This is a genomic window from Mycobacterium sp., assembly GCF_035570115.1.
Lineage (GTDB): Bacteria > Actinomycetota > Actinomycetes > Mycobacteriales > Mycobacteriaceae > Mycobacterium.
Window position 1 is genome coordinate 1 of record NZ_DATMLH010000167.1, and the last position, 25,711, is coordinate 25,711.

The 25,711-nt window shown below is 66.3% G+C and carries 18 protein-coding genes; 15 read left to right on the plus strand and 3 right to left on the minus strand.

Going from position 1 to position 25,711, the window contains the following annotated elements:
- Positions 1–189: MBL fold metallo-hydrolase (locus VNW74_RS15365; protein ID WP_325678266.1), on the minus strand; the 189-nt coding region annotated here is incomplete at its 3' end.
- A gap of 151 nt (positions 190–340) precedes the next feature.
- On the opposite strand from VNW74_RS15365, the gene VNW74_RS15370 reads away from it, so the two are divergent.
- From VNW74_RS15370 to VNW74_RS15385, 4 genes are all read left to right on the plus strand, one after another.
- Positions 341–1,123: a 1-acyl-sn-glycerol-3-phosphate acyltransferase gene (locus tag VNW74_RS15370; protein ID WP_325678268.1), complete on the plus strand. Its 783-nt coding sequence runs from the start codon at positions 341–343 to the stop codon at positions 1,121–1,123.
- A 4-nt stretch (positions 1,124–1,127) separates the two neighbouring features.
- Positions 1,128–1,883: a lysophospholipid acyltransferase family protein gene (locus tag VNW74_RS15375; protein ID WP_325678270.1), complete on the plus strand. Its 756-nt coding sequence runs from the start codon at positions 1,128–1,130 to the stop codon at positions 1,881–1,883.
- Between the two features lie 77 nt (positions 1,884–1,960).
- A complete protein-coding gene (locus VNW74_RS15380) occupies positions 1,961–2,746 on the plus strand; it encodes a lysophospholipid acyltransferase family protein (RefSeq protein ID WP_325678272.1) in 786 nt (261 codons plus the stop codon).
- A gap of 34 nt (positions 2,747–2,780) precedes the next feature.
- Positions 2,781–3,596 carry an HAD family hydrolase gene (locus VNW74_RS15385; protein ID WP_414686692.1) on the plus strand — a complete coding sequence of 272 codons (816 nt, stop codon included), beginning with the start codon at positions 2,781–2,783 and terminating at the stop codon, positions 3,594–3,596.
- Positions 3,597–3,610: 14 nt separating this feature from the next.
- Here VNW74_RS15385 and VNW74_RS15390 read toward each other — a convergent pair whose 3' ends face one another.
- Positions 3,611–5,251, minus strand: a complete 1,641-nt coding sequence (locus VNW74_RS15390; protein WP_325678274.1) for an N-acetylmuramoyl-L-alanine amidase — start codon at positions 5,249–5,251, stop codon at positions 3,611–3,613.
- 171 nt (positions 5,252–5,422) lie between these two features.
- Positions 5,423–6,364, minus strand: coding sequence for a PirG (locus tag VNW74_RS15395; RefSeq protein WP_325678275.1), 942 nt, complete (start codon positions 6,362–6,364; stop codon positions 5,423–5,425).
- Between the two features lie 298 nt (positions 6,365–6,662).
- On the opposite strand from VNW74_RS15395, the gene glf reads away from it, so the two are divergent.
- The 11 genes from glf to VNW74_RS15450 form a co-directional block, all read left to right on the plus strand.
- Positions 6,663–7,868, plus strand: a complete 1,206-nt coding sequence (glf, locus tag VNW74_RS15400) for a UDP-galactopyranose mutase (protein WP_325678276.1) — start codon at positions 6,663–6,665, stop codon at positions 7,866–7,868.
- An 80-nt stretch (positions 7,869–7,948) separates the two neighbouring features.
- Entirely contained in the window at positions 7,949–9,850 is a 1,902-nt protein-coding gene (locus VNW74_RS15405; RefSeq protein ID WP_325678290.1) for a glycosyltransferase, read from the plus strand.
- On the plus strand, positions 9,831–10,379 hold the full coding sequence (locus VNW74_RS15410) for a phosphatase PAP2 family protein (protein ID WP_325678277.1): 549 nt from the start codon (positions 9,831–9,833) through the stop codon (positions 10,377–10,379). Before VNW74_RS15405 ends, VNW74_RS15410 begins: the two co-directional genes overlap by 20 nt.
- Positions 10,376–11,308: a decaprenyl-phosphate phosphoribosyltransferase gene (locus VNW74_RS15415; protein ID WP_325678278.1), complete on the plus strand. Its 933-nt coding sequence runs from the start codon at positions 10,376–10,378 to the stop codon at positions 11,306–11,308. Before VNW74_RS15410 ends, VNW74_RS15415 begins: the two co-directional genes overlap by 4 nt.
- A 1-nt stretch (position 11,309) precedes the next feature.
- On the plus strand, positions 11,310–13,289 hold the full coding sequence (gene zomB, locus VNW74_RS15420) for a flagellar motor control protein ZomB (protein WP_414686693.1): 1,980 nt from the start codon (positions 11,310–11,312) through the stop codon (positions 13,287–13,289).
- A gap of 321 nt (positions 13,290–13,610) precedes the next feature.
- Positions 13,611–14,678, plus strand: coding sequence for an alpha/beta hydrolase family protein (locus tag VNW74_RS15425; RefSeq protein ID WP_325678279.1), 1,068 nt, complete (start codon positions 13,611–13,613; stop codon positions 14,676–14,678).
- A gap of 154 nt (positions 14,679–14,832) precedes the next feature.
- Positions 14,833–15,729 (plus strand): alpha/beta hydrolase family protein, encoded by an 897-nt coding sequence (locus tag VNW74_RS15430; protein WP_325678280.1) that lies wholly within the window; start codon positions 14,833–14,835, stop codon positions 15,727–15,729.
- Between the two features lie 172 nt (positions 15,730–15,901).
- Positions 15,902–16,924, plus strand: coding sequence for a cutinase family protein (locus VNW74_RS15435; protein ID WP_325678282.1), 1,023 nt, complete (start codon positions 15,902–15,904; stop codon positions 16,922–16,924).
- Positions 16,925–17,235: 311 nt separating this feature from the next.
- On the plus strand, positions 17,236–19,131 hold the full coding sequence (fadD32, locus tag VNW74_RS15440; RefSeq protein WP_325678284.1) for a long-chain-fatty-acid--AMP ligase FadD32: 1,896 nt from the start codon (positions 17,236–17,238) through the stop codon (positions 19,129–19,131).
- Between the two features lie 86 nt (positions 19,132–19,217).
- Complete coding sequence (gene pks13 / locus VNW74_RS15445) at positions 19,218–24,446, plus strand: polyketide synthase Pks13 (RefSeq protein WP_325678294.1); 5,229 nt, start codon at positions 19,218–19,220, stop codon at positions 24,444–24,446.
- Positions 24,443–25,711: acyl-CoA carboxylase subunit beta (locus tag VNW74_RS15450; protein WP_325678286.1), on the plus strand; the 1,269-nt coding region annotated here is incomplete at its 3' end. The genes pks13 and VNW74_RS15450, both read left to right, overlap by 4 nt.

Sequence of the window (25,711 nt, forward strand, 5' to 3'; positions counted from 1 at the left end):
GTGGTCCTTGTGCAGGTGGCTGACGTAGAGGTAGTCGCAGTCGCCGAGGGCTTCCCAGTCCAGGGTGCTGTTGTCCGGGAAGGGGAACCAGGATGCGAAGTAGGCCGGATTGACCCAGGGGTCGCACAGAATGCTGCCCGCCTCGGTCTCGATCCGAAAGCCCGCATGACCGATGCTCGTGACCTGCACTGCCGCCCCAGCTTAGCGGGCCGAGTCGTCGTCCTCGGCCCGCCACAGTCGCCGGTAGTAGTCGATCCGTGGTTGAACTAGCGGGAATGGTCACAGCCGAATATTTTGTCTGGCCACGGCCGTTTGACCGGAAACACTAAAGTTGATCACCGTGGAACCGGTGTACGGGACAGTCATCCAAATTGTGCGGCTGGCATGGCGTGTGCAGGGTTTGCGCTTCTCGGTCGTCGGGCAGGAGAACGTGCCTGCCACCGGCGGCGCCGTCGTCGCCATCAATCACACCAGCTATTTCGACTTCACCCTCGCCGGGTTACCCGCATACAGGGAGCACCGCGCGCGCAAAGTGCGGTTCATGGCCAAGCAGGAAGTCTTCGACAACAAGATCACCGGGCCGATCATGCGGGGTTGCCGGCACATCCCGGTGGACCGGTCCAGCGGCGCCACGTCGTACGAAGCGGCGGTGCAGCGGCTCAAGGCCGGTGAACTGGTTGGCGTCTACCCGGAAGCGACGATCAGCCGCAGCTTCGAAATCAAGGAGTTCAAGTCCGGCGCTGCCCGGATGGCCATCGAGGCCGACGTGCCGATCATCCCGCACATCGTGTGGGGTGCCCAGCGGATCTGGACCAAGGACCATCCCAAGAAGCTATTCCGTCCGAAGGTGCCGATCGCGATCGCGGTCGGCGAGCCGATCCTGCCGACGCTGCCGGCGCCCGAGTTGACCGCGTTGCTGCACTCCCGAATGCAGCATCTGCTTGAGCGAGTGCAGGACTCTTACGGCCCGCATCCGGCAGGCGAGTACTGGGTGCCACACCGCCTTGGCGGCGGCGCCCCGACCATGGCGGAGGCAGCCCGGTTGGACGCCGAGGAAGCCAGCCAACGTGCCGCCGCCCGAGCGGCCCGGGGCGGGGCGGACTCGGCGGGCGCGTCGGAGTAACGGCATGGAGCCGGTCTTCCGAAGTCTCGAGATCACGGCCAAGGCCCTGGTCATGGTTACCGGCACCAAGATCACCTATCAGAACCTGCAGAACATTCCGCGAACCGGCGGTGTGGTGCTGGCGATCAACCACACCAGCTACGTGGACTGGCTGCCGGCCGCGCTTGCCGTGCATTACCGAGGCCGGCGTATCCGCTACATGATCAAGGCCGAGATGCAGCAGGTGAAGATCGTCAACTTCTTGATGAAGCACACCAAGACCATCCCGGTCAACCGTGGAGCCGGGTCTGAGGCGTACGCCGAGGCCGTCCGGTTGCTGCGGGCCGGCGAGGTGGTAGGCCTGATGCCCGAGGCGACGATCAGCCGCAGCTTCGAGCTCAAGGACTTCAAGACCGGGGCGGCGCGGATGGCGCTGGAAGCAGGAGTACCGACGGTTCCGCTGATTGTCTGGGGTGCACAGCGGATTTGGACGAAAGACCACCCGAGAAATGTGGGCCGCAAAAAGATCCCGGTCATCGTCGCGGCGGGCCAGCCGTTGTCTCCGGATGGCGACGTCGAGCACCTCGACCTGGCGTTGCGCGACGAAATGACGTCTTTGTTGCATCGCGTGCAGGAGGAGTATCCCCACCCGCAAGGTGCGTACTGGGTGCCCCACCGACTGGGCGGCAGTGCACCTACGGTGGCGGAGGCAAAGATTCGCGAGGAAACTGAAAGAACCGAGCGTGCCCGGAAACGGGCGGGTGACACGGCGAGCAGCTGAGGGCACCTGGGGTCCGGGTCGGGGAGCATAAAGCGGAGGGCACGTGCGGGCCGGGTTGGGCGAAAGGAGCACCGGGCATGGCAGAGCCGCTTTACCGGTTCGGCGAGTGGATCGTGCCGCCGGTCGTCGCGATGAACGGAACCAAGTTCACGTTTCGTGGCCTGGAGAACATTCCCGAGCGGGGCGGCGCCCTGCTTGCGCAGAACCACACCAGCTACCTGGACTGGCTTCCGCCCCTGTTCGCCGCCCGTGAACGGGGCCGGCGGATGTACTTCATGATCAAGGCCGAGATGGCGGATGTGAAGGCGGTGAACTACGTCATCAAGCACGCCAGGCTCATCCCAGTGGACCGCAGGCAGGGACACGACGCTTTCGATGTCGCTGTGCGGCGGCTACGCGAGGGCGAACTCATCGGGATGCATCCCGAGGCCACCATCAGCCGCAGTTTCGAACTCCGCGAGTTCAAGACCGGGGCGGCCAGGATGGCGTTGGAGGCGCAGGTCCCGATCGTCCCGCTGGTCGTCTGGGGCGCCCACCGTATTTGGCCCAAAGACCAGCCAAAGAAGGTGTTGCGCAACAAGGTGCCGATCACCGTAGCGGCCGGCCGGCCACTGCCCCCGCACGGCACCCCCGAACAACTCAACGTCGCTCTGCGGCGGGCGATGAACGAGCTGCTGTACCGCGTGCAGGAGGAGTACCCGCACCCGGAGGGCGAGTTCTGGGTGCCGCGCCGGCTGGGTGGCGCAGCGCCGACCCGGGAGGATTCCCAGGCGATCCGGTTGTCGGAATTGCAGGACCGCCTGGATAAGTACGGTACCGATGGCGTAACCAAGCCGGGGCAGAGCCAAAGCGGAAAGCATTGACCAATTCGGCTGGCCGCGAAGGCGGGTCGGCCCGGTGACGCTGCCTGCCCTGATCGCCTGTGATGTGGACGGCACGCTGATCGGCGACGACGAGAGGATCACCCCGCGCACGCGCAATGCGGTGCGCGCCGCTGTCGAGGCCGGAGCACAGTTCATTTTGGCCACCGGTCGCCCGCCACGCTGGGTGACACCGGTGGTCGAGGACCTCGGGTTCGCGCCGATGGCGGTGTGCGCCAACGGCGCTGTGATCTATGACCCCGCGACCGACCGCGTGGTGACCGCCCGCACGCTGTCCGTGGCGACTCTGGGCGAACTGGCCGAGATCGCGACGCGGGCCATCCCGGGCGCCGGGTTGGCGGTCGAGCGGGTCGGCGCCAGCGCGCATGACACGGCCACGCCGCAATTCATCAGCTCGCCGGGCTACGAACACGCCTGGCTCAATCCCGACAACATCGAGGTGTCCATCGAAGACCTGCTGAGCGCCCCAGCGGTCAAATTACTGATTCGCAAGGCCGGCGCCCGGAGCGCCGATATGGCTGCCGAGCTAGCCAAGCACGTCGGCATCGAGGGCGACATCACCTACTCCACCAACAACGGGCTGATCGAAATCGTGCCGTTGGGGATCAACAAGGCCACCGGTATAGCCGAACTCGCCCGGCCGCAAGGCATTACCGATGACGACTGGGTCGCGTTCGGGGATATGCCCAACGACGTGCCGATGCTTTTGCGCGCCGGCCACGGGGTGGCGATGGGCAACGCGCATCCCGACGTGCTGGCCGTCGCCGATGAGGTGACCACGCCCAACACGGACGACGGGGTGGCGCGGGTGCTGGAACGCTGGTGGCTTTAGCGGGGCGATCGCCTCTAGCCCACTGGCGGCGAGAACCGCTCGAGCTGTATCGGCGGACCACTCGGCGGCGACGGCGGCAATTCCTGAGCGACACCGTCGATCACCCGGCTGACGCGACCGCTGAGCCGGTCGAAGTTCAGTGTGCCGTGCTGGAAGTTCTGCTTCACCCACTGCGGCTCCTGGAGCTCGCCGCTGGTCGGCAGTCCTAGCGCACCCCGCTCGTAGCCGAGCGAGGCCCATGCGTCGTAGATGGCTCCGGTGACCGGTTCGGCGCCGGTCGCCGGCGACCAGTACATCGCGCCCTTGTCGAAGGTCGCGTAGCGCGCCGAGTCCGCCCCGGTTGCTTCGGGTGATGACGGCGCGCCCAGCACGCTGTTGACGCCGCCGATCGATTGCCACCGGTCATAGATCGCGCCGCCCTGCAACGACAAGGCCAGGTCTTCGGGTCTGGGCGGGCCACTGAAGTGGGCCGCGGTATCGCGAATCTCGTCCAACAGCGCGTAGGCGGCGTTGCCCGGACAGTCGGTGGCGCCGACGTCGCGGTGGCTGAAGATGGTCGGCAGCGCGGCAAGGGCATCAACGGGATAGTTAGTGTTCTCTCCGCCGGCCGAGGCCAAAGTCACTGTCCCCTTGGGGTCGACGCGATCTAGTCCCAGCCGCCAGCCGAGCAACCGGCCGAGAGTGTGAAGCTGGATCGGCGTCGGCGCCACGTCGTCGAAGTTGCCGATCATCGCCACACCCCAGGCCTCGCGGTTGAAGCCGCCGGTGTGGTCACCCTGCACCGGCCCGGTCAGCGCGCCGGCCCTGCCCTCGAACACCTGGCCGTACTTGTCGACCAGCGCGTTGTAGGCGATGTCGCACCAGCCCAGGATTTGGGTGTGATAGGCGTAAATGGACTGGACGATCGCCGCCGAATCCTGCGGCTGGTAGTCGTTGCTCCCGGCGGTGTGGTGGACGACCGCGGCGCGGATAGGCGCATTGAACGGCCGGTTGCCGCAGCGCACCAATTCGTCGGCGCCCCATTGCGCGCGACCGATGATGTTGGGCGGCTGACCCGCGGCGATGACTGCGGTGGGCGGTGTCCACTGGACGTCGGCGGGCGCTTGTGGCGGCGAGATAAGAACGGCGGAGATGTTCTGCGCCAGCGGTTGTTCCGCGGTGGCGGGAAGGTAGCCCAGGCCGGGTGTGGTCGGCGTCGGGCTACTCGGCCGCGAGGTCGGCGGCGCGCCGGGCGGGCGGCTGACCGCGATTTGAACGGTCGTGGTCTTGCCTACGAATACCGGATCGGTGCCGGATGTCCCCTTGGAAGACACAGTCGAGCCATGGCCGGCCGGGGCCTGCAGCGCCTCGGTCTCATACCACGGACCCCAGGAGCCGTCGGCATGCCGGGCGCGTACCCGCGCGGAGGTGCCGCTGAGGTCTGCACCGGTCACCGCGACCATGGAAAACGGTGTGGTTTGGCTGATTTCGCGAACCGTGACGCCTCCGCCGAGGCCGATCAACGGTTGTTGGGCGAGCTGGGTATCGGCGGGGCGGGCCGACTGATGCCGCTGATCCCGATGTCCGGTGGCCGGGACTGCCGCCCACGGCAGGATGATTGCGGTCGCCGCGATGGCGGTGAACAACATCGTCGGTGCTGGACGGCGGGGCGGCACCACCCGATGTTACGTATGTGTCTAATGTTGCAGATGATTCGACACGCTACGCAAGTGAATTAAGTCAACGAACCCTCCGAACGGCACCGCAGAGATTGGGCTGCGCAGATCGCGCTCGGTCCCTCTTCTGCGGTGCCGTTTCGGGTGGCAGGTCGTGCGGCCAGGCTCGGATCAGGGTGTCGGCACCGGCGGCACCGGCAAGGCCGGTGCAGCAGCAGCCGGAGCGGCGGCGCCCCCATGCATGGCCTGCGTTATGCCCGGCATCACCAAGCCCTTGAGCAGGTCGATGGCCTGACCGGCGCCGAGCTGGTTGGCCGCGCTCATCATGTCGCTGACCAGCCCGCCGCTACTTCCGCCCGACGGCGCAGCGCCGAGCGACGGGTCGCCGAGGATCGGGTAGGTGCCGCCGGCGCCCGGGTCCAATCCGATCGGGTCGCTGATCGGATATTCGCTCGGACTGGCGCCAAGACCGGGGCTGGTCAACGGATCGAAGCCGGTCGGGTTGGTCAGCCCTGGCGTCAGACCGCCCGGGCTGGTGAGTCCGGGACTGGTCAGACCTGGGGTTGTGCCCGGGGTGAGACCCGGCGTCGTACCCGGGGTGAGACCCGTAGTCGCGCCCGGCGTAAGACCCGGAGTCGTGCCCGGCGTGAGACCCGGCGTCGTGCCCGGCGTGAGACCCGGCGTTGTGCCCGGGGTGAGGCCCGGACTGGTCAGACCAGGCGATGTCAGACCCGGCGAAGTCAGACCAGGCGACGTCAGACCGGGGCTGGTGAGGCCTGGTGAGGTTAAGTCGGGCGAGGCGAGACCGGGCGAGGTCAGGCCAGGTGATGCCAGACCGGGCGAGGTAAGGCCGCCCGGGCTGGTAGCGCCGGTCAGGCTAGGCACTGGCGGGAGGGTAACCCCGAACTGCGACAGTCCCTGCGACAGCGCAGACATTAACTCGCCGGGCAGGTCGGTCATCCCCGCGGCCTTGACGAACTCGTGGTGCTCAACCGGGGGTTTGTGGTCGGTCAGCAGACCGCTGACGGCTTCGTAAGCAAATGGACTCGCGACCGCCAGAGCGGCGACTGCGCTCATGGCTGTCGAGAGCCTGCGTCGACGTCGGTTCGGCACGGAAGTCTCCTCAATATCTGGGCTATGTGGTCTGTCGTTTCATGCGCGCTCAGCACGCGCAAGGTGCCGGGAGAGCTGCTATTCGGGGCACGTGATCGATGGTACTGACGTGATTGGTGTGACTAGAGTGGCGAGATCGAATTGTGAGCCAATCGCGACCTTCGTCACTGAAATGCGCTCAACCGCCGGCACCGGGGCTGGTATCCATGCCATTGGCCAGCGCCGCACACAGAACACCCCGGCGGAACGCCGTTGCCAAGCGGGCTACGGTCGCGCCGTCGGATACCCTAGGCAACCGATGACCACTCGTTTCGACCTCTTCGTAGTCGGCTCCGGATTCTTTGGCCTGACGATTGCCGAGCGCGTGGCCAGCCAACTCGACAAGCGCGTGCTCGTGGTCGAAAAGCGTCCGCATATCGGCGGAAACGCCTACTCCGAGGCCGAGCCGCAGACCGGCATCGAGGTGCACAAGTACGGCGCGCATCTCTTCCACACTTCGAACAAGCGGGTGTGGGATTACGTGCGGCAGTTCACCGAGTTCACCGGCTACCAGCATCGGGTCTTCGCGATGCACGACGGGCAGGCCTACCAATTCCCGATGGGGCTCGGGCTGGTGGCGCAGTTCTTTGGCCGCTACTTCACCCCCGACCAGGCGCGGGAGCTGATCGCCGAGCAGGCCACGGAGATCAAGAGCGCCGATGCGCAGAACCTCGAAGAGAAGGCCATCTCGCTGATCGGGCGGCCGCTCTACGAGGCATTCGTCAAGGGCTACACCGCCAAACAATGGCAAACCGACCCCAAGGAATTGCCGGCGGCGAACATCACCCGGCTACCGGTGCGCTACACCTTCGACAATCGGTACTTCAACGACACCTACGAGGGGCTGCCGGTCAACGGCTACACGGCGTGGTGTCAGAACATGGCCGCCGACGAGCGCATCGAGGTCAGGCTGGACACGGACTGGTTCGACGTGCGCGACGGCCTGCGAGCGGAAAGTCCCGACACCCCGGTCGTCTACACCGGCCCGCTGGACCGGTACTTCAACTATGCGGATGGGCACTTAGGTTGGCGCACTTTGGATTTCGAAGTCGAGGTACTGCCGATCGGCGATTTCCAGGGCACACCGGTGATGAACTACAACGACCTCGACGTGCCCTATACCCGCATTCACGAGTTCCGTCATTTCCACCCAGAACGGGACTACCCGACCGACAAGACGGTGATAATGCGGGAGTACTCCCGATTCGCCGACCATGACGACGAGCCCTATTACCCGATCAACACCGAGGCCGACCGCACCGTGCTGGCCGCCTACCGAGCCAGGGCCAAAGATGAAACCGCTTCGTCGAAGGTGCTTTTCGGCGGCCGGCTCGGCACCTACCAGTATCTCGACATGCACATGGCCATCGCCAGTGCACTGAACATGTACGACAACATCCTGGCGCCGCACCTTCGTGACGGTGCGGCGCTCGAAGAGAACAACAGAGGAACCATCCGCGGATGACGAAGACCACCGGCGACGATGCAGCCAGGGCAACGGCCAATGCGGGCGCCCCGATCCCGCAAGAGCGTGGCGGTAAAGCCGTGAGCCTGCTGGCCCGCGTCATCCTGCCGCGTCCCGGCGAGCCACTCGACGTGCGCAAGCTCTACCTGGAGGAGTCGACGACGAACTCCCGTCGCGCGCACGCGAGCAACCGCACCTCACTGCAGATCGGTGCCGAGTCCGAGGTGTCATTCGCCACCTATTTCAACGCGTTCCCGGCCAGTTACTGGCGGCGGTGGACAACATGCGCGTCGGTGGTGCTGCGGGCCGAACTGACCGGGACCGGGCGCGTCGACGTCTACCGGACCAAGGCGACCGGCGCTCGGATCTTCGTCGAAGGACGCGAATTCGCCAGCACCGGGGACCAGTCGGTGACGGTGGAGTTCCAGGTGGGACTGCAGCCGTTCGAAGACGGCGGGTGGGTCTGGTTCGACATCACCACCGACAGCAACGTCACGCTGGGTAGCGCCGGATGGTACTCCGACAAGCCCGCGCCAGGGGTCGCGAACATCGCCCTTGGCATCCCGACCTTCAACCGACCAGACGACTGCGTCAACGCCTTACGAGATCTGACCTCAGATCCCTTGGTGGACAAAGTTATCGGCGCGGTGATCGTGCCCGACCAGGGCACCTCGAAGGTGCGCGACCACCCCGACTTCGCTGCCGCCGCCGCGCCACTGGGTGATCGGCTCTCCATCCACGACCAGCCCAATCTCGGTGGTTCCGGTGGATACAGCCGGGTGATGTACGAAGCGCTGAAAAACACTGACTGCCAGCAGATCCTGTTCATGGATGACGATATTCAGCTGGAACCCGACACCATCCTGCGGATACTGGCGATGAACCGCTTCGCTAAGGCGCCGATGCTGGTGGGCGGCCAGATGCTCAACCTGCAGGAGCCGTCGCACCTGCACATCATGGGCGAGATCGTGGACCGGTCCAACTTCATGTGGACCTCCGCGCCCTATACCGAATACGACCACGACTTCGCCGAATACCCGTTGAGCGACAACGACCCTCGTAGCCAACTGCTACACCGGCGCATCGACGTCGACTACAACGGCTGGTGGACGTGCATGATCCCGCGGCAGGTTGCCGAGGAACTGGGCCAGCCGTTACCGCTGTTCATCAAGTGGGACGACGCCGATTACGGCTTGCGCGCCGCCGCGCATGGCTATCCCACCGCCACGTTGCCCGGTGCGGCGATCTGGCACATGGCGTGGAGCGACAAGGACGACGCAATCGACTGGCAGGCCTACTTCCACCTGCGCAACCGGCTGGTGGTTGCGGCCATGCACTGGGATGGCGACGTGTCCGGACTGGTCGGCAGCCACCTCAAGGCCACGCTCAAACACCTTTCCTGCCTTGAGTATTCGACGGTAGCCATTCAGAACAGGGCGATCGACGATTTCCTCGCCGGTCCAGAGCACATCTTCTCAATATTGGAAACCGCGCTGCCCGAGGTGCATCGCATGCGCAAGGCATACCCGGATGCGGTGGTGTTGCCCTCCTCCGACCAGTTGCCGGCGGCGTCGCAGCGGAACTATGAGATGAAGCCGCCGGTGAACCCGCTGGCAATCGGGTACCGGCTGGCCCGCGGGACATTCCATCAACTCAAGCGGGTAGACCCGACGCACCATCAGCGCCCTCAGCTCAACGTGCCGACCCAAGACGCCCGGTGGTTCCGGCTGTCCACGCTGGACGGCGCCACGGTTACGACGGCTGACGGACGCGGGGCCGTCTACCGGCAGCGCGACCGCGCGAAGATGTTCGCGTTGCTATGGCAGTCGCTGCGGCGTCAACGGCTCCTGCTGAGCCGCTTTGGCGAGATGCGTCGCGCCTACCGCGAGGCGTTGCCGGTGCTGTCCAGCAAGGAGAAGTGGGAGACGGTGCTGCTGCCGGCTCGAGACAACGTGTCCGGCAATGGCCGACATCGCAGCTGATTCGGTGCCGCCACGTGGTGAAGTGGCTGCCCTGGTAGCGATTCAATCGGCGTTGGGCGAACGCCCCGGCGCACTGGCTGCGGCGCGGGCCCTGTCCTACTTCGGTGAGCACAGCATCGGCTGGTTGGCGGTGTCGGCGATCGGCGCGATCCTGCAGCCGGCGCGGCGCCGGGCCTGGCTGGTGGCCGGCGCCGGGGCCTTCACCGCGCACGCGGCCGCGGTGCTGATCAAGCGACTGGTGCGACGGCCACGGCCGCATCATCCGACGGTCGCGGTGAACGTCGGCACCCCGAGCAGCCTGAGCTTCCCGTCGGCGCACGCCACCTCGACGACGGCGGCGTCCATCCTGCTGGCCCGCGCCACCGGAGCGCCGCTGCCTGTCATGCTGGTGCCGCCGATGGCGCTCTCCCGGGTGCTGCTCGGCGTGCACTATCCCAGCGACGTGGCCACCGGCGTGGTCGTCGGCGCCGCCGTCGCGGCGGTCGCCACCTGGGTGGACGGTCGGATCACGGGTGGAGCGAGTGAATGAGTGAGGACATCGAGGACATCGACAGCAAAGTACCGGTGACCGGACCGCCGGCCAACCTGATCGTCGGCGTGGTCAAGGCGATGCGCCCTCGCCAGTGGGTGAAGAATGTCCTGGTGGCGGCGGCCCCGCTGGCCGCGTTGGGCACCGTCGTCCACTACGACTACCTCAAGATGCTGGGTCAGGTGGCGGTCGCCTTCGTGGTGTTCTGCCTGGCGGCCTCGTCGGTCTACCTGGTTAATGACGTTCGAGACGTCGAGGCCGACCGCGAACACCCCACCAAGCGGTTCCGGCCGATCGCGGCAGGCGTGGTGCCCGAGTGGCTGGCCTACACGCTGGCAACGGTGCTCGGGGTGGCCTCGCTGGGCCTGTCCTGGTGGTTCAACCCGAACCTGGCCCTGGTGATGGCCGTCTACATCGGCATGCAGCTGACCTATTGCTTCGGACTCAAACACCAAGCGGTGATTGACATCTGCATCGTCTCGTCGGCGTATTTGATCCGCGCCATCGCCGGTGGCGCCGCCACCGAAATCCATCTGTCCCAATGGTTTTTGCTCACCGCGGCATTCGGTTCGCTGTTCATGGTGGCCGGCAAGCGCTATGCCGAACTGCAACTGGCCGAGCGCACCGGGGCCAAGATCCGCAAGTCGCTGGAAAGCTACACCAGCACCTACCTGCGTTTCGTCTGGACGATGTCGGCGACTGCGGTGGTGTTGTGCTACGGGCTGTGGGCGTTCGAGCGCGACGCAGCCTCGGGCTCCTGGTTCAAGATCTCGATGGTTCCGTTCACCATCGCGATTTTGCGATACGCAGTCGACGTCGACGGCGGCCTGGCCGGAGAGCCCGAGGACATCGCGCTGCGCGACCGGGTGCTGCAAATACTGTTCTTGGCCTGGATCGGAACCATAGGTGCTGCGGTTATCCTCGGCTGACGTGGCCCCGAAGCTCCCGGCCCCGTCTCGCAAGCCGGCTGGCCGGCGAATAACAACAGCGATAGGCCGGCCATCGTTCCCGTATGACGCCACCGTCCGGGTCAGTCTCTGGGCCAGCGTGGTGGTGGTCGGCGTGCTGTTCGGATGGGGTGCCTGGCAGCGGCGCTGGATCGCCGACGACGGACTGATCGTCCTGCGCACCGTACGTAATCTGCTGGCCGGCAACGGGCCGGTGTTCAACAAGGGTGAGCGGGTAGAGGCCAACACCTCGGTGGTGTGGACCTATCTGGTCTACGTGGGCGGCTGGCTGAATTGGCCGATGCGCCTGGAGTACGTGGCGCTGGTCTTGGCTCTTCTGCTCAGCGTGGCTGGGCTGGCGATGCTGATGTTGGGCACCGGTCGGCTGTTCGCGCCCGGCTTGCTGGGCCGTCGGGCGGTGATGCTGCCGGCCGGCGCACTGGTCTACATCGCGGTCCCGCCGGCGCGTGACTTCGCCACCTCAGGCCTGGAAAGCGGGCTGGTGATGGCCTACCTCGGGCTGCTCTGGTGGATGATGGTCTGCTGGTCGCAAGCGGTGCGAGTGCGCCCGTCCGGGCGAGTGTTCATCGGCACGCTGGCCTTTGTCGCCGGCTGCAGCGTGTTGGTGCGCCCCGAGCTGGCTCTGATCGGCGGGCTGGCGCTGATCATGATGCTGATCGCTGCGAAGGGTGGGCGGCGTCGAGTGCTGATCGTGGTGGCCGGCGGGCTACTTCCGGTGGCCTACCAGATCTTCCGGATGGGTTACTACGGGTTGCTGTTCCCGGGGACCGCGCTGGCCAAGGACGCGGCCGGCGACAAGTGGTCGCAGGGTGTGATCTATCTCTCGAACTTCAACCAGCCCTACGCGCTGTGGGTGCCGGTGGTGTTGCTGGCGGGGCTGGCTCTGGTGGTCTCCGCCGGCCGCCGGAAAGGGATTCGGTACACACCCGCACGCGCGCCCGGACCGCTGGCCCGGTCGGTGCAAAGCCCGGCCGCCGTGGTGACTTTCTTCCTCGTCAGCGGGCTGCTCCAGGCGCTGTACTGGATCCGGCAGGGCGGGGATTTCATGCATGGCCGAGTTCTGCTGGCGCCGCTGTTTTGTTTGCTCGCGCCGGTGGCGGTGGTGCCCGTGGTGTTTCCCGACGGAACCAGACTGTCCCGGGAGGCCGGCTACTGGTTGGCCGGCGCGGTGAGCGCGCTGTGGATGGCGCTCGCGGGATGGTCGCTGTGGGCGGCCAATTCGCCCGGAATGGGCGACGACGCCACCCGGGTCACCTACTCGGGCATTGTGGACGAGCGCCGTTTCTATGCACAGGCAACGGGTCACGCACATCCCCTGACGGCCGCCGACTACTTGGATTACCCGCGTATGCGTGCGGTGCTGGTGGCGCTCAACAACACGCCGGAGGGAGCATTGTTGCTGCCGTCCGGCAACTACGATCGGTGGGATCTCGTCCCGCCCATCTCGCCGAACCCGGCTGGTTTACCCGGCCCACCTCAAAAGGGGCCTCACACAGTATTTTTCACCAACCTCGGCATGGTGGGCATGAATGTCGGACTGGATATCCGGGTGATCGACCAAATCGGATTGGCCAACCCGGTGGCCGCTCACACCGCCCGCTTGCAGCACGGCCGGATCGGTCACGACAAGAACCTTTTCCCGGACTGGGTGATCGCCGATGGGCCCTGGGTGAAGTGGTATCCGGGTGTTCCGGGGTACCTCGACGCGCAGTGGGTCGCTCAGGCCACGGCGGCGCTGCAATGTCCGGCGACCCAGTCGATGCTGAGTTCGGTGCGTGCTCCGATGGGTGTTCACCGGTTTGTGTCGAATTTCCTGCATTCCTATGGATTCACCAAGTACCGAATCGACCGGGTTCCGCGCTACGAACTCATCAGGTGCGGCCTCGCCGTGCCAGAGTCAGGCGGCGTCCCGTACACCGGTCTGCCGGCCACCGGGCCGTAGCCGGCCCAGGATTTTCCGTACCGATTTCCGCCGGCTCGCTTCGGCCGCTCCAGCAATCGCCCCGACCTGCGCCCAGCAACGCGGCATATGTAGTCTTACCGGCGGGCGACCGCTCATCGGCACATTCACGACGTGGTGATCCACAGCCGAATTGGGTGGGCCCGGCAGCGGCGCGGGGGCCGGTTGGGGACGCATGCCAAGGAGAAGACAGCCCCAAAGATGTGGTTGACTAAATGGGCACAGCTGCGCCGTACGCCAATCAATCCGGCGCATGCAGTCCGACCCACAAGTGTGGGCCCGACAAAGATGGGGAAGCAAAGAATGAGGCTTGTTGACAGGTTTCGTGGCGCGGCAAAGAGGGTGCCGCGCCGACTCGTAGTGGGAGCCGCCGCAGCGGCGCTGCTGCCGGGGCTGATCGGCGTCGTGGGCGAGTCCGCGACCGCGGGAGCGTTCTCCCGGCCGGGTCTGCCGGTCGAGTACCTGCAGGTGCCGTCGGCGGGGATGGGCCGCGACATCAAGGTCCAGTTCCAGAGCGGTGGCGCCAATTCGCCGGCCGTGTACCTGCTCGACGGTCTTCGGGCCCAGGATGACTTCAACGGCTGGGACATCAACACCCCCGCCTTCGAGTGGTACCTGCAGTCCGGGCTGTCGATCGTCATGCCGGTGGGCGGACAGTCCAGCTGGTACACCGACTGGTACAGCCCGGCCTGCGGTAAGGCCGGTTGCCAGACCTACAAGTGGGAGACCTTCCTCACCAGCGAGCTGCCCGCGTACCTGGCATCCAACAAGCAGGTCAAGGCCACCGGCGGTGCCGCCGTCGGTCTGTCGATGGCCGGTGCCTCGGCGCTGAACCTGGCGAACTACCACCCCGACCAGTTCATCGAGGTCGGCTCGTTCTCCGGTCTGATGGACCCGTCGCAGGGCATGGGACCGTCGCTGATCGGCCTGGCCATGGGTGACGCCGGTGGCTACAAGACTAAAGACATGTGGGGCCCGAAGGAGGACCCGGCCTGGCAGCGCAACGACCCGCTGGTGAACGTCAGCAAGACCGTCGCCAACAACACCCGCGTGTGGATGTACTGCGGTAACGGCAAGCCGTCGGACCTCGGTGGCGACAACATGCCGGCCAAGTTCCTCGAGGGCTTCGTGCGGACCAGCAACATGAAGTGGCAGGACGCCTACAACGCGGCCGGTGGCCACAACGCGGTGTTCAACTTCGACGCCAACGGCACGCACGACTGGCCGTACTGGGGTGCGCAGCTGCACGCCATGCTGCCCGACCTGCAGCAACATCTCGGCGCGACGCCGGGCGCGGGTCCTGGGCCGGCTGCGGCTCCGGGTGCGCCCGCGCCCGCGGCCTCCGCGACCGGCCAACACACCGGACGGTAGACCAACACGACTGACGGCGGCGACCTTGCGGGGTCGTCGCCGTTAGTCATTTCCGGCGTCCGGGTCGCCCCGGGTGTGATTGACTTTCTCGCGGCAGGGGGCGATCTGCGGGATTGGCCCCTGGGTTGGTGGTCGAGCGACGAGTGAGGTCGGTATGAAGGGTCTGTCGATGCTGCTAAGGCTCCTGTGCGCCGCCGTGCTGACGATCGGGGTCGGCGGCCTCGCTGCGGTCAACGGCCCATCCGCCCGCGCCGCGGGCTACCAGACGCTGATGGTGCCATCGGCGTCGATGGGCCGTGACATCCCGGTGGCCTACCTGGCCGGCGGACCGCACATGGTGGTTCTGTTGGACGCGTTCAATGCCGCCCCGGATGTCAGCAACTGGGTGACCGCAGGTAACGCGATGAACACGCTGGGCGGCAAGGGGATTTCGGTGGCCGCACCGGCCGGCGGGGCGTTCAGCATGTACGCCAATTGGGAGCAGGACGGCAGCAAGCAGTGGGAGACCTTCCTGACCAGCGAGTTGCCGGACTGGCTGGCCGCTAACAAAGGTCTGGCTCCGGGCGGCCACGCCGCGGTGGGCGCATCCCAAGGCGGATACGCCGCGATGGCCCTGGCCACCTTCCACCCCGACCGTTACGGCTACGCGGGTTCGCTGTCGGGCTTCCTGTACCCGTCGAACACCACGACGAACGGCGCGATCCTCGCCGGTCTGCAGCAGTTCGGCGGCGTCGACGGCAACGGCATGTGGGGCGCTCCGCAGCTGGGTCGGTGGAAGTGGCACGACCCCTGGGTGCACGCCGACTTACTCACACAGAACAATTCCAGGATCTGGGTGTGGAGCCCGACGAACATGGGCGGCGATGCCGGCGCGATGATCGGCCAGGCCGGCGAGGCGATGGGCAACGCCCGGTTTTTCTACCAGCAGTACCGCAACGTCGGCGGGCACAACGGCCACTTCGACTTCCCCAATAGCGGCAGCAACGACTGGGGCTCATGGAGCGGCCAGCTGGGCGCGATGTCCGGCGACATCGTCGGCGCGATCCGCTAGCTCGCCAACCCGCCGTCTGTCGCAGGCTCGGCGCAGCGGAGGTGGTGCCGCGAACCGGTACCGTTGAGGGGTGCAGCCGACGTTACGGCCCGTGCAGTGGCCCGGACGTGGCGCGCGAAACACATTGCCCGCCGCCGACTGTGCGACCGAACGACTCTGCTAGCAGGAGACCATGGCTGTTAACTCGCGGCGTAATTCCCGACGGAAGCGCCACCGCACCCTGGCGTTGATCGCTGCTGCGTGCGTGGCGCTGGTCGTGGGGCTGGTCATCTTCGCCGTGGTTGCCGTCCTGCGGCAAAAGGAAACTCCGCCGAGCGCGGTGCCGCCTAGCATCGTGCCGCCGACCAGCAGTTCGACCTACCCACACAAGCCACGGCCGGCCTTTCAAGACGCGAGCTGTCCCGATGTGCAATTGATCGCGATTCCCGGCACCTGGGAGTCGTCGCTGCAGGACAATCCGCTGAACCCGGTCGAGTTCCCGAAGGCGTTGTTACTCAACGTCACCCGTCCGATCAGCGAGCAGTTCAACTCCGGCCGAGTCGAGACGTACACCGTGCCCTACACCGCCCAGTTCCACAATCCGCTGAGCGGGGACACCCAAATGTCGTACAACGACAGCCGCGCCGAGGGAACCCGCGCCGCGGTCAAGGCGATGACCGACATGAACGCCAAGTGCCCGTTGACCAGCTATGCGCTGGTCGGCTTCTCACAGGGGGCGGTGATCGCGGGCGACATCGCCAGCGATATCGGCAATGGCCGCGGACCGGTCGACGACGATCTGGTGCTCGGTGTGACATTGATCGCGGACGGCCGTCGTCAGCAAGGTGTGGGCCAGGACATCGGGCCTAATCCGCCCGGCGAAGGCGCCGAGATCACCCTGCAGGAGGTGCCGGTGCTGTCCGGACTCGGTTTGACCATGACCGGCCCGCGGCCGGGCGGTTTCGGCGCGCTCAACGGCAAGACCAACGAGATCTGCGGGACTGGCGACCTGATCTGTGCCGCTCCCCAGGAGGCGTTCAGCCTGGCTAATCTGCCCAGAACGCTGGATGTGCTGGCCGGCGGCGCCGGCCAGCCGGTGCATGCGCTGTATGCCACCACCCAGTTCTGGGGCTTGAACGGACAGCCGGCCACCGAGTGGGCATTGAATTGGGCGCACGATACGGTCGCGAACGCGCCGCACCCGAAACACGGGTGATCAGGCCGCCAGACACGGGTCGGCGTCATACAGGTGACGAATGCAACAAGCGGTACCTTCAGATTTGGTTCGCGGCGCGGCACCAACTAACATTAAGAGATATTTAAGAACAACTGTGTCGGCCTCCCGCGTCGACGCGTCGCGGATCGCCAGGCGTGCGTCGGTACGATCTGTGAGGTTTGCTGTTCGCGACAGCCCTGCGCAGGCGAAATGTGCGGTGTCCGATTGGCCGGCCCGCGTCGGATGTAACCGTCGATACAGCTCGCATAGCTGCAGATCGACCTAGAACTGTTGCGACAGGAGAGACTGGCATGGCGTACCACAACCCGTTCATCGATAAGAACGGGCGGATCAGGTTTCCGGAGAACACCGACCTGGTCCGTCACGTCGAGAAGTGGGCGAAGGTGCGCGGAGACGGGTTGGCCTACACGTTCCTCGACTTCTCCACCGAACGCGACGGGATCGCGCGCAATATCTCCTGGGCCGACTTCGGCGCCCGCAACCGTGCGGTGGGCGCCCGACTGCAGCAGGTCACCCAACCCGGTGACCGTGTCGCCATCTTGTGCCCGCAGAACCTGGACTACCTCGTTTCGTTCTTCGGCACCCTGTACGCCGGTCGGATTGCGGTGCCGCTGTTCGACCCGGCCGAGCCGGGTCACGTCGGCCGACTACACGCGGTGCTCGACGATTGCGAGCCGTCGGCGATCCTGACCACCAGCGACTCCGCCGAAGGCGTTCGCAAGTTCATGCGCGGCCGGCCGGCCAACCAGCGGCCGCGTGTCATCGCCGTCGACGCGGTGCCCACAGAGGTCGGCTCCACGTGGGAGCACGTGCCCGCCGGGCACGACACCGTCGCCTATCTGCAGTACACCTCCGGCTCCACCCGCACCCCGACGGGCGTCCAGATCACGCACCTGAACCTGCCCACCAACGTGGTCCAGGTGATCCATGCGCTGGAGGGCCAGGAAGGTGACCGTGGTGTCAGCTGGCTACCGTTCTTCCATGACATGGGCCTGATCACCGCGTTGTTGTCGACGGTGATCGGCTACCACTTCACCTTCATGACACCCGCCGCCTTCGTGCGCCGGCCCGGCCGGTGGATACGCGAACTCGCGCGGAAGGACGGCGAGACCGGCGGGACGATCTCCGCCGCCCCGAACTTCGCCTTCGAACACGCCGCACTGCGTGGCGTGCCCAAGGACGACGAGCCGCCGCTCGACCTGAGTAATGTCAAGTCGATCCTCAACGGCAGCGAGCCGGTGTCGGCGGCATCGATCCGCAAGTTCAACGAGGCATTTGCGCCGTACGGCTTCCAGGAGAAAGCGATCAAACCGTCCTACGGTCTGGCCGAGGCCACCCTGTTCGTCTCGACCACCCCGATGGCCGACGCGCCCAAGATCATCCACGTCGAGCGGGAGGCGCTGAACAACAAGCGGTTCGTCGAGGTGGCCGCTGACGCGCCGAACGCTGTCGCGCAGGCCTCCGCCGGCAAGATCGGTATCGACCAGTGGACGACCATCGTCGACGCCGAGTCCGCCAGCGAACTGCCCGACGGGCAGATCGGTGAAGTCTGGTTGCACGGCAACAACATGGGTGCCGGTTACTGGAACCGGGAGCAAGAGACCTCCGAGACGTTTAAAAACATCCTCAAGTCACGCACCAACCCGTCACACGCCGAGGGAGCCGCCGATGACGGGACGTGGGTGCGCACCGGCGACTTTGGCACCTACCACAACGGTGACCTCTATATCACCGGCCGAGTCAAGGATCTGGTCATCGTCGATGGCCGCAACCACTATCCGCAGGACCTGGAGTACTCGGCGCAGGAAGCCAGCCGGGCGTTGCGCGCGGGTTACGTTGCCGCGTTCTCAGTGCCCCTCAACCAGCTGCCTGCGGCGGTGTTCGACAACCCGCACGCCGGGCTGAAATACGACCCGGATGACACCTCCGAACAGCTGGTGATTGTCGGCGAGCGTGCCACCGGTGCGCACAAGCTGGACTACCAACCCATCGCCGATGACATCCGGACGGCCATCGCCGTTCGGCACGGGGTAACGGTGCGCGACGTCCTGCTGGTGTCGGCCGGATCGGTTCCCAGGACGTCCAGCGGCAAGATCGGCCGCCGGGCTTGCCGCACCGCCTATATCGACGGCAGCCTGCGCAGCGGCACCGCGGTCCCGAATGCCTTCCCCGACCAAGCTGACTGAGCCCCAACATGACTGATACAGACACCGATTCGGAACCTTTGGCGCAAGCCGCTGCCGGGCCCGCCGACAAACCCGCCCGCACCGACATGACCGTGCCAGAGGTGCGGCAGTGGCTGCGCAACTGGGTCGGCAAGGCCGTCGGGCAGTCGCCCGATGCGATCGACGAGGCCACGCCGATGGTGGAACTGGGTCTGTCGTCGCGGGATGCGGTGGCGATGGCCGCCGACATCGAGGATCGCACCGGGGTCACGGTGTCGATCGCCGCCGCCTTCGAGCACCCGACCATCGAGTCGCTGGCCACCTGGATCGTCGAGGGCGACCCCGAACTCGATGCCGGCGGCACAGACGACGCCGACTGGACGCGTCAGGGTCCGGTCGAGCGGGTCGATATCGCCGTGGTGGGTCTGGCCACCCGACTGCCCGGCGACATGAACACCGCCGACGAGACCTGGCAGGCGCTACTCGAGGGCCGCGACGCGATCACCGACCGGCCCGCGGACCGCTGGTCGGAGTTCATGGATGAGCCGCGGCTGGCCGAACGGATCAACAAGGCCCGCACCCGCGGCGGCTACCTGAGCGACATCAAAGGTTTCGACTCCGAGTTCTTCGCGCTGTCCAAGACCGAAGCCGACAACATCGATCCACAGCAGCGGATGGCGCTGGAGCTGACCTGGGAGGCGCTCGAGCACGCCCGCATCCCGGCGTCGAGCCTGCGCGGTGAATCGGTCGGCGTGTTCGTCGGGACCTCCGTCGCCGACTACAGCTTCTTGGCGATGTCCGACCCGACTGTCGCCCACCCTTACGCGATCACCGGGAACGCGAGTTCGGTTGTCGCCAACCGGGTTTCGTACTTTTTCGACTTCCACGGACCGTCGGTCGCGGTGGACACCGCCTGCTCGAGTTCGCTGGTCGCCACCCACCAGGCGATACAGGCGCTGCGTAACGGTGAATGCGACGCCGCCGTCGCCGGTGGCGTCAACGCGTTGATCACCCCCGTCGTGACGCTCGGTTTCGATGAGATCGGCCAGGTGCTGTCACCAGACGGCCGGATCAAGTCCTTCTCCGCCGACGCCGACGGCTACACCCGCTCCGAGGGTGGCGCGATGCTGCTACTCAAGCGGGTCGACGACGCCCGCCGCGACGGCGACCAGATCCTCGCGGTGATCGCCGGCAGCGCGGTCAACCACGACGGCCGGTCCAACGGTCTGATCGCACCAAACCCGGACGCCCAGGCCGACGTGCTGCGTCGGGCCTACAAGGACGCCGGCATCAACCCGCGCACCGTCGACTACATCGAGGCGCACGGCACCGGCACGGTGCTGGGCGATCCGATCGAGGCGCAGGCACTGGGACGGGTCATCGGCCGCGGCCGTCCCGCCGACAAGCCCGTGCTGCTGGGGGCGATCAAAACCAATGTCGGGCACATGGAGTCGGCCGCCGGCGCGGCCAGCCTGGCCAAGATGGTGCTGTCGCTGCAGCACGACAAGTTGCCGCCGTCGATCAACTACGCCGGCCCCAACCCCTACATCGACTTCGACGCGACACATCTGCGCGTCCTGGACACCGTCGCCGACTGGCCGCGCTACGGCGGCTACGCCGTGGCCGGGGTGTCCAGCTTCGGCTTCGGCGGTGCGAATGCGCACGTCGTGTTGCGTGAAGTGCTGCCCCGCGACGTCATAGAGCGCGAGCCGGAGCCTGTCGAGGCACCCGCGGCGCCCGTCGAGGAGCAGCACGTCGGGCTTGTCGGCGGTATGCGCTTCGACGAGTACGGCGAGTTCGTGGAATCCGCCGAAAACGGCCACGCGGCGCTCGACGACGAGTACGAGCTGCCCGGCATCACCGACGAAGCCAAGCGACTCAAAGAGATCGCGTTGGAAGAGCTTGCGGCCGAAGAGACACCGGCGCCGCTGGTGCCGCTGGTGGTGTCGGCGTTTCTGACGTCGCGCAAAAAGGCCGCCGCAGCCGAGCTCGCCGATTGGCTGGAAAGCCCGGACGGCCAAGCGTCTTCGCTGGAGTCGATCGGCCGTTCGCTGTCGCGGCGTAACCACGGCCGTTCGCGCGCGGTGGTGCTGGCCCACGACCACGACGAGGCGATCAAGGGACTGCGCGCGGTCGCCGACGGCAAGCAGAAGCCGAACGTGTTCAGCACCGACGGGCCGGTGACCAACGGCCCGGTGTGGACAATGGCCGGTTTCGGCGCACAGCACCGCAAGATGGGCAAGAACCTGTATTTGCGCAACGAGGTCTTCGCCGAGTGGATCGATAAGGTCGACGCGCTGATCCAGGATGAGCGGGGCTACTCGGTGCTCGAGCTGATCCTCGACGACTCACACGATTACGGCATCGAAACCAGCAACGTGACCATCTTCGCGATCCAGATCGCGCTGGGCGAGGTGCTCCGCCATCACGGCGCCAAACCCGCGGCGGTGGTGGGTCAGTCGCTGGGCGAACCCGCGTCGGCCTACTTCGCCGGCGGGCTCTCGCTCGCGGACGCCACCCGGGTGATCTGCTCGCGCTCGCATCTGATGGGCGAAGGCGAAGCGATGCTCTTCGGCGAGTACATCCGGTTGATGGCGCTGGTCGAGTACTCCGCTGATGAGCTGAAGACCGTGTTCGCCGACTTCCCCGGCCTGGAGGTGTGCGTTTACGCCGCACCCAGTCAGACTGTGATCGGCGGGCCGCCCGCAGAGATTGACGCGATCATCGCCCGCTGCGAGGCGGAGGGCCGCTTCTCCCGCAAACTTCAGACCAAGGGCGCCGGCCACACCTCGCAGATGGATCCGCTGCTCGGTGAGTTCTCCGCTGAACTGCAGGGCATCACGCCGATGAGCCCGACCGTGGGCATCTTCTCCACGATCCACGAGGGCACCTACATCAAGCCCGGCGGCGTGCCGATCCACGATGTCGCCTACTGGATCAAGGGGATGCGGCATTCGGTCTACTTCACCCACGGCGTCCGCAACGCGGTCGACAACGGCTACACCACGTTCTTGGAGCTCGCGCCCAACCCGGTCGCGCTGATGCAGGTAGGTTTGACCACCGCTGCCGCGGGATTGCCGGATGCGCAGCTGATCCCGACGCTGGCCCGCAAGCAGGACGATGTCGATGCGATGACGTCGGCGATGGCGCAGTTGTTCGTGTTGGGGCATGACCTCGACGTCCGCACGCTGTTCACGCGCGCTTCCGGCCCCGAGGACTATGCGAACGTCCCGCCGACCCGATTCCGCCGCAAGGAGCACTGGCTCGACGCGCACTTCTCCGGTGACGGATCGGTGCTGATGCCCGGCACCCACGTGGCGATGCCGGATGGCCGGCACGTGTGGGAGTATGCGCCGCGTGGTGCGACTGACCTGGCCGCACTTGTGAAAGCTGCAGCAACACAAGTGCTTCCGGATGCGCAGCTCACGGCCTCCGAGCAACGGGCAGTGCCCGCCGAGAACGCCCGACTGGTGACGACGCTGACCCGCCATCCCGGCGGAGCGGCTGTTCAGATCCACGCGCGCATCGACGAGTCCTTCACGCTGGTCTACGACGCACTGGTATCGCGGGCCGGCCACGCCTCCGTGTTGCCGACGGCCGTTGGCGCGGGTGCGGCGATCGCCCCGACGGTCAACGCGGCGCCGGCCGAAGCGGCGGCAGCCGTCGCCGAGCCGGCGGCTGCCGATGACGATGCGGGCACGCTGACCGACAGCCTGACCGCGCGTCAGGTCGCCGGGTTGAGCAGGTGGTCACCGGATTCCGGTGAGACGGTGGGCGAGCGGCTGGCCAGCATCGTGTCGATGGCGATGGGCTATGAGCCCGAGGATTTGCCGTGGGAGGTGCCGCTGATCGAGCTCGGCCTGGACTCGATGATGGCGGTGCGGATCAAGAACCGCGTCGAGTACGACTTCGACCTGCCGCCCATTCAGTTGCAAGCGGTTCGCGATGCCAACCTCTACAACGTCGAGAAGCTCATCGAGTATGCGATCGAGCACCGCGACGAGGTGCAGGATCTGCACGAACACCAAAAGACCCAGACCGCCGACGAGATCGCCAAGGAGCAGGCGGGGATGTTGTCCGGGGCGACGCCGGCTGCGGTGACGGCGCCCGCGCCGGCTTCCGACGCGCCGATCCCGCCGCCGCCGACTAACCCGTCCGGCCCGGCCGCGCCCGCCCCGCAACCGAACCTGGCGGCTGCCGCGCAGGCGCTCAACCAGCAGGCCGTCGCCGAGGCGCTCGGTTCCGACATTCCCCCACGGGACGCCGCCGAGCGGGTCACCTTCGCCACCTGGGCGATCGTCACCGGCAAGTCACCGGGCGGCATCTTCAATGCGTTGCCGAAGCTAGACGACGACGCTGCCGCCAAGATGGCGCAACGGCTTTCCGAACGGGCTGAGGGCCCGATCACCGCCGAGGACGTCAAAGCCGCCGCGACCATCGAGGAGCTGGCGACCGCGGTGCGCGAGTACCTGGAAGCCGGCCAGATCGACGGATTCGTGCGCATCATCCGCGCCAGGCCGGAAGGCTCCACCAAGCCCGCGGTGTTCGTGTTCCACGCTGCGGGCGGGTCGACTGTGGTGTACGAGCCCTTGCTGAACCGCCTGCCGCCGGACACCCCAATGTACGGTTTCGAGCGCGTCGAGGGCACCATCGAGGAGCGTGCCGCCCAGTACGTTCCCAAGCTGCGCGAGCTGGGCGGCGACGGGCCGTTCATTCTGGTCGGCTGGTCGCTGGGCGGGGTGCTGGCCTACGCCTGCGCGATCGGGCTCAAGCAGCAGGGCTGCGATGTGCCGTTCGTCGGGCTGATCGACGCGGTGCGCGCCGGTGAGGAGATCCCGCAGACCAAGGAGGAGACCCGCAAGCGCTGGGAGCGCTACGCCCGGTTCGCCGAGCGGACCTTCAACGTCGAGATCCCTGACATCCCGTACGAGCACCTCGAAGAGCTCGACGACGAGGGACAGGTCAGGTTCGTGCTGGAGGCCGTCAAACAAAGCGGTGTGCAGATCCCCGGCGGGATCATCGAACATCAGCGCACCTCGTATCTGGACAACCGTGCGATCGACACCGTCCAGATCCAGCCCTACGACGGTCATGTCACGTTGTACATGGCCGATCGCTACCACGACGACGCGATCACCTTCGAGCCGCGCTATGCCACCCGCAAGCCCGACGGCGGCTGGGGCGAGTACGTTGCGGATCTGGAAGTTGTCCCGATCGGCGGCGAACACATCCAGGCCATCGACGAGCCGATCATCGCCAAGGTTGGCGCGCATATGACCCAGGCGCTCAACAAGATTAAAGCAGAGGATCGGCTACAAAAAAGGGAAGCCAAGTGACCACCAAGACCAGCGCCGAGCTACTGGCTGAACTCCGCGAAAAGCTAGAGCTCGCAAAGGAACCCGGTGATCCGAAGGCAATTGCACGGCGCGAGAAGAAGGGTATCCCGAGCGCCCGCTCGCGCATCTACGATCTGGTCGACCCAGGCAGCTTCCTGGAGATCGGGGCATTGGCGCGGACGCCGGGAGATCCGAACGCGCTCTTCGGCGACGGGTGTGTGACCGGCCGCGCCACCATAGACGGCCGGCCGGTCGGGGTGTTCTCGCACGACCAGACGGTGTTTCAAGGCTCGGTCGGTGAGATGTTCGGCCGCAAGGTTGCGGCCCTGATGGAGTGGTGCGCGATGGTCGCCTGCCCGATCATCGGCATCAACGACTCCGCCGGTGCCCGCATCCAGGACGCGGTCACGTCGCTTGCCTGGTACGCCGAATTGGGCCGCCGCGGCGACCTGTTGAGCGGACTGGCGCCGCAGATCTCGCTGATCTTCGGTAAATGCGCTGGGGGAGCCGTCTATTCGCCGATCCAAACCGATCTCGTGGTCGCAGTGCGCGACCAAGGCTACATGTTCGTCACCGGTCCCGACGTGATCAAGGACGTCACCGGTGAAGACGTCAGCCTCGACGAGCTGGGTGGCGCCGACGCGCAGGCCCGCTACGGCAACATCCACCAGGTCGTCGAGTCCGAGGCCGCTGCTTTCCAGTACGTCCGGGACTTCCTGTCGTTCTTGCCGTCCAACTGCTTCGACAAGGCCCCGACCGTCAACCCGGGGCTGGAGCCGGAGGTCACTCCAACCGACCTGGAACTCGATTCGATCGTGCCGGATTCCGACAACACGGCATACGACATGCACGAGATCCTGCTGCGGATCTTCGACGATGGCGACTTCCTCGACGTCGCCGCTCAGGCAGGACAGTCCATCATCACCGGGTTCGCCCGGGTCGATGGTCGACCGGTCGGCGTGGTGGCGAACCAGCCGTCGTACATGTCGGGTTCGATCGACAACGAGGCCTCCGACAAGGCGGCCCGGTTCGTCCGGTTCTGCGACGCGTTCTACGTGCCGCTAGTGTTCGTCGTCGACACCCCTGGCTTCTTGCCGGGGGTTGAGCAGGAAAAAGGCGGAATTATCAAGCGCGGCGGGCGATTCCTGTACGCGGTCGTCGAGGCCGACGTGCCGAAGGTGACGATCACGATCCGCAAGTCCTACGGTGGCGCCTACGCGGTCATGGGATCCAAGCAGCTGACCGCTGACCTCAACTTCGCCTGG

Bases quoted from the DNA above. Each gene is read 5' to 3' on its own strand.
- VNW74_RS15435 (WP_325678282.1), top strand. From the start codon at position 15,902: ATGGCTGTTAACTCGCGGCGTAATTCCCGACGGAAGCGCCACCGCACC.
- VNW74_RS15425 (WP_325678279.1), top strand. From the start codon at position 13,611: ATGAGGCTTGTTGACAGGTTTCGTGGCGCGGCAAAGAGGGTGCCGCGC.
- pks13 (WP_325678294.1), top strand. From the start codon at position 19,218: ATGACCGTGCCAGAGGTGCGGCAGTGGCTGCGCAACTGGGTCGGCAAG.
- VNW74_RS15375 (WP_325678270.1), top strand. From the start codon at position 1,128: ATGGAGCCGGTCTTCCGAAGTCTCGAGATCACGGCCAAGGCCCTGGTC.
- VNW74_RS15410 (WP_325678277.1), top strand. From the start codon at position 9,831: ATGGCCGACATCGCAGCTGATTCGGTGCCGCCACGTGGTGAAGTGGCT.
- VNW74_RS15415 (WP_325678278.1), top strand. From the start codon at position 10,376: ATGAGTGAGGACATCGAGGACATCGACAGCAAAGTACCGGTGACCGGA.
- fadD32 (WP_325678284.1), top strand. From the start codon at position 17,236: ATGGCGTACCACAACCCGTTCATCGATAAGAACGGGCGGATCAGGTTT.
- VNW74_RS15380 (WP_325678272.1), top strand. From the start codon at position 1,961: ATGGCAGAGCCGCTTTACCGGTTCGGCGAGTGGATCGTGCCGCCGGTC.
- glf (WP_325678276.1), top strand. From the start codon at position 6,663: ATGACCACTCGTTTCGACCTCTTCGTAGTCGGCTCCGGATTCTTTGGC.
- VNW74_RS15430 (WP_325678280.1), top strand. From the start codon at position 14,833: ATGAAGGGTCTGTCGATGCTGCTAAGGCTCCTGTGCGCCGCCGTGCTG.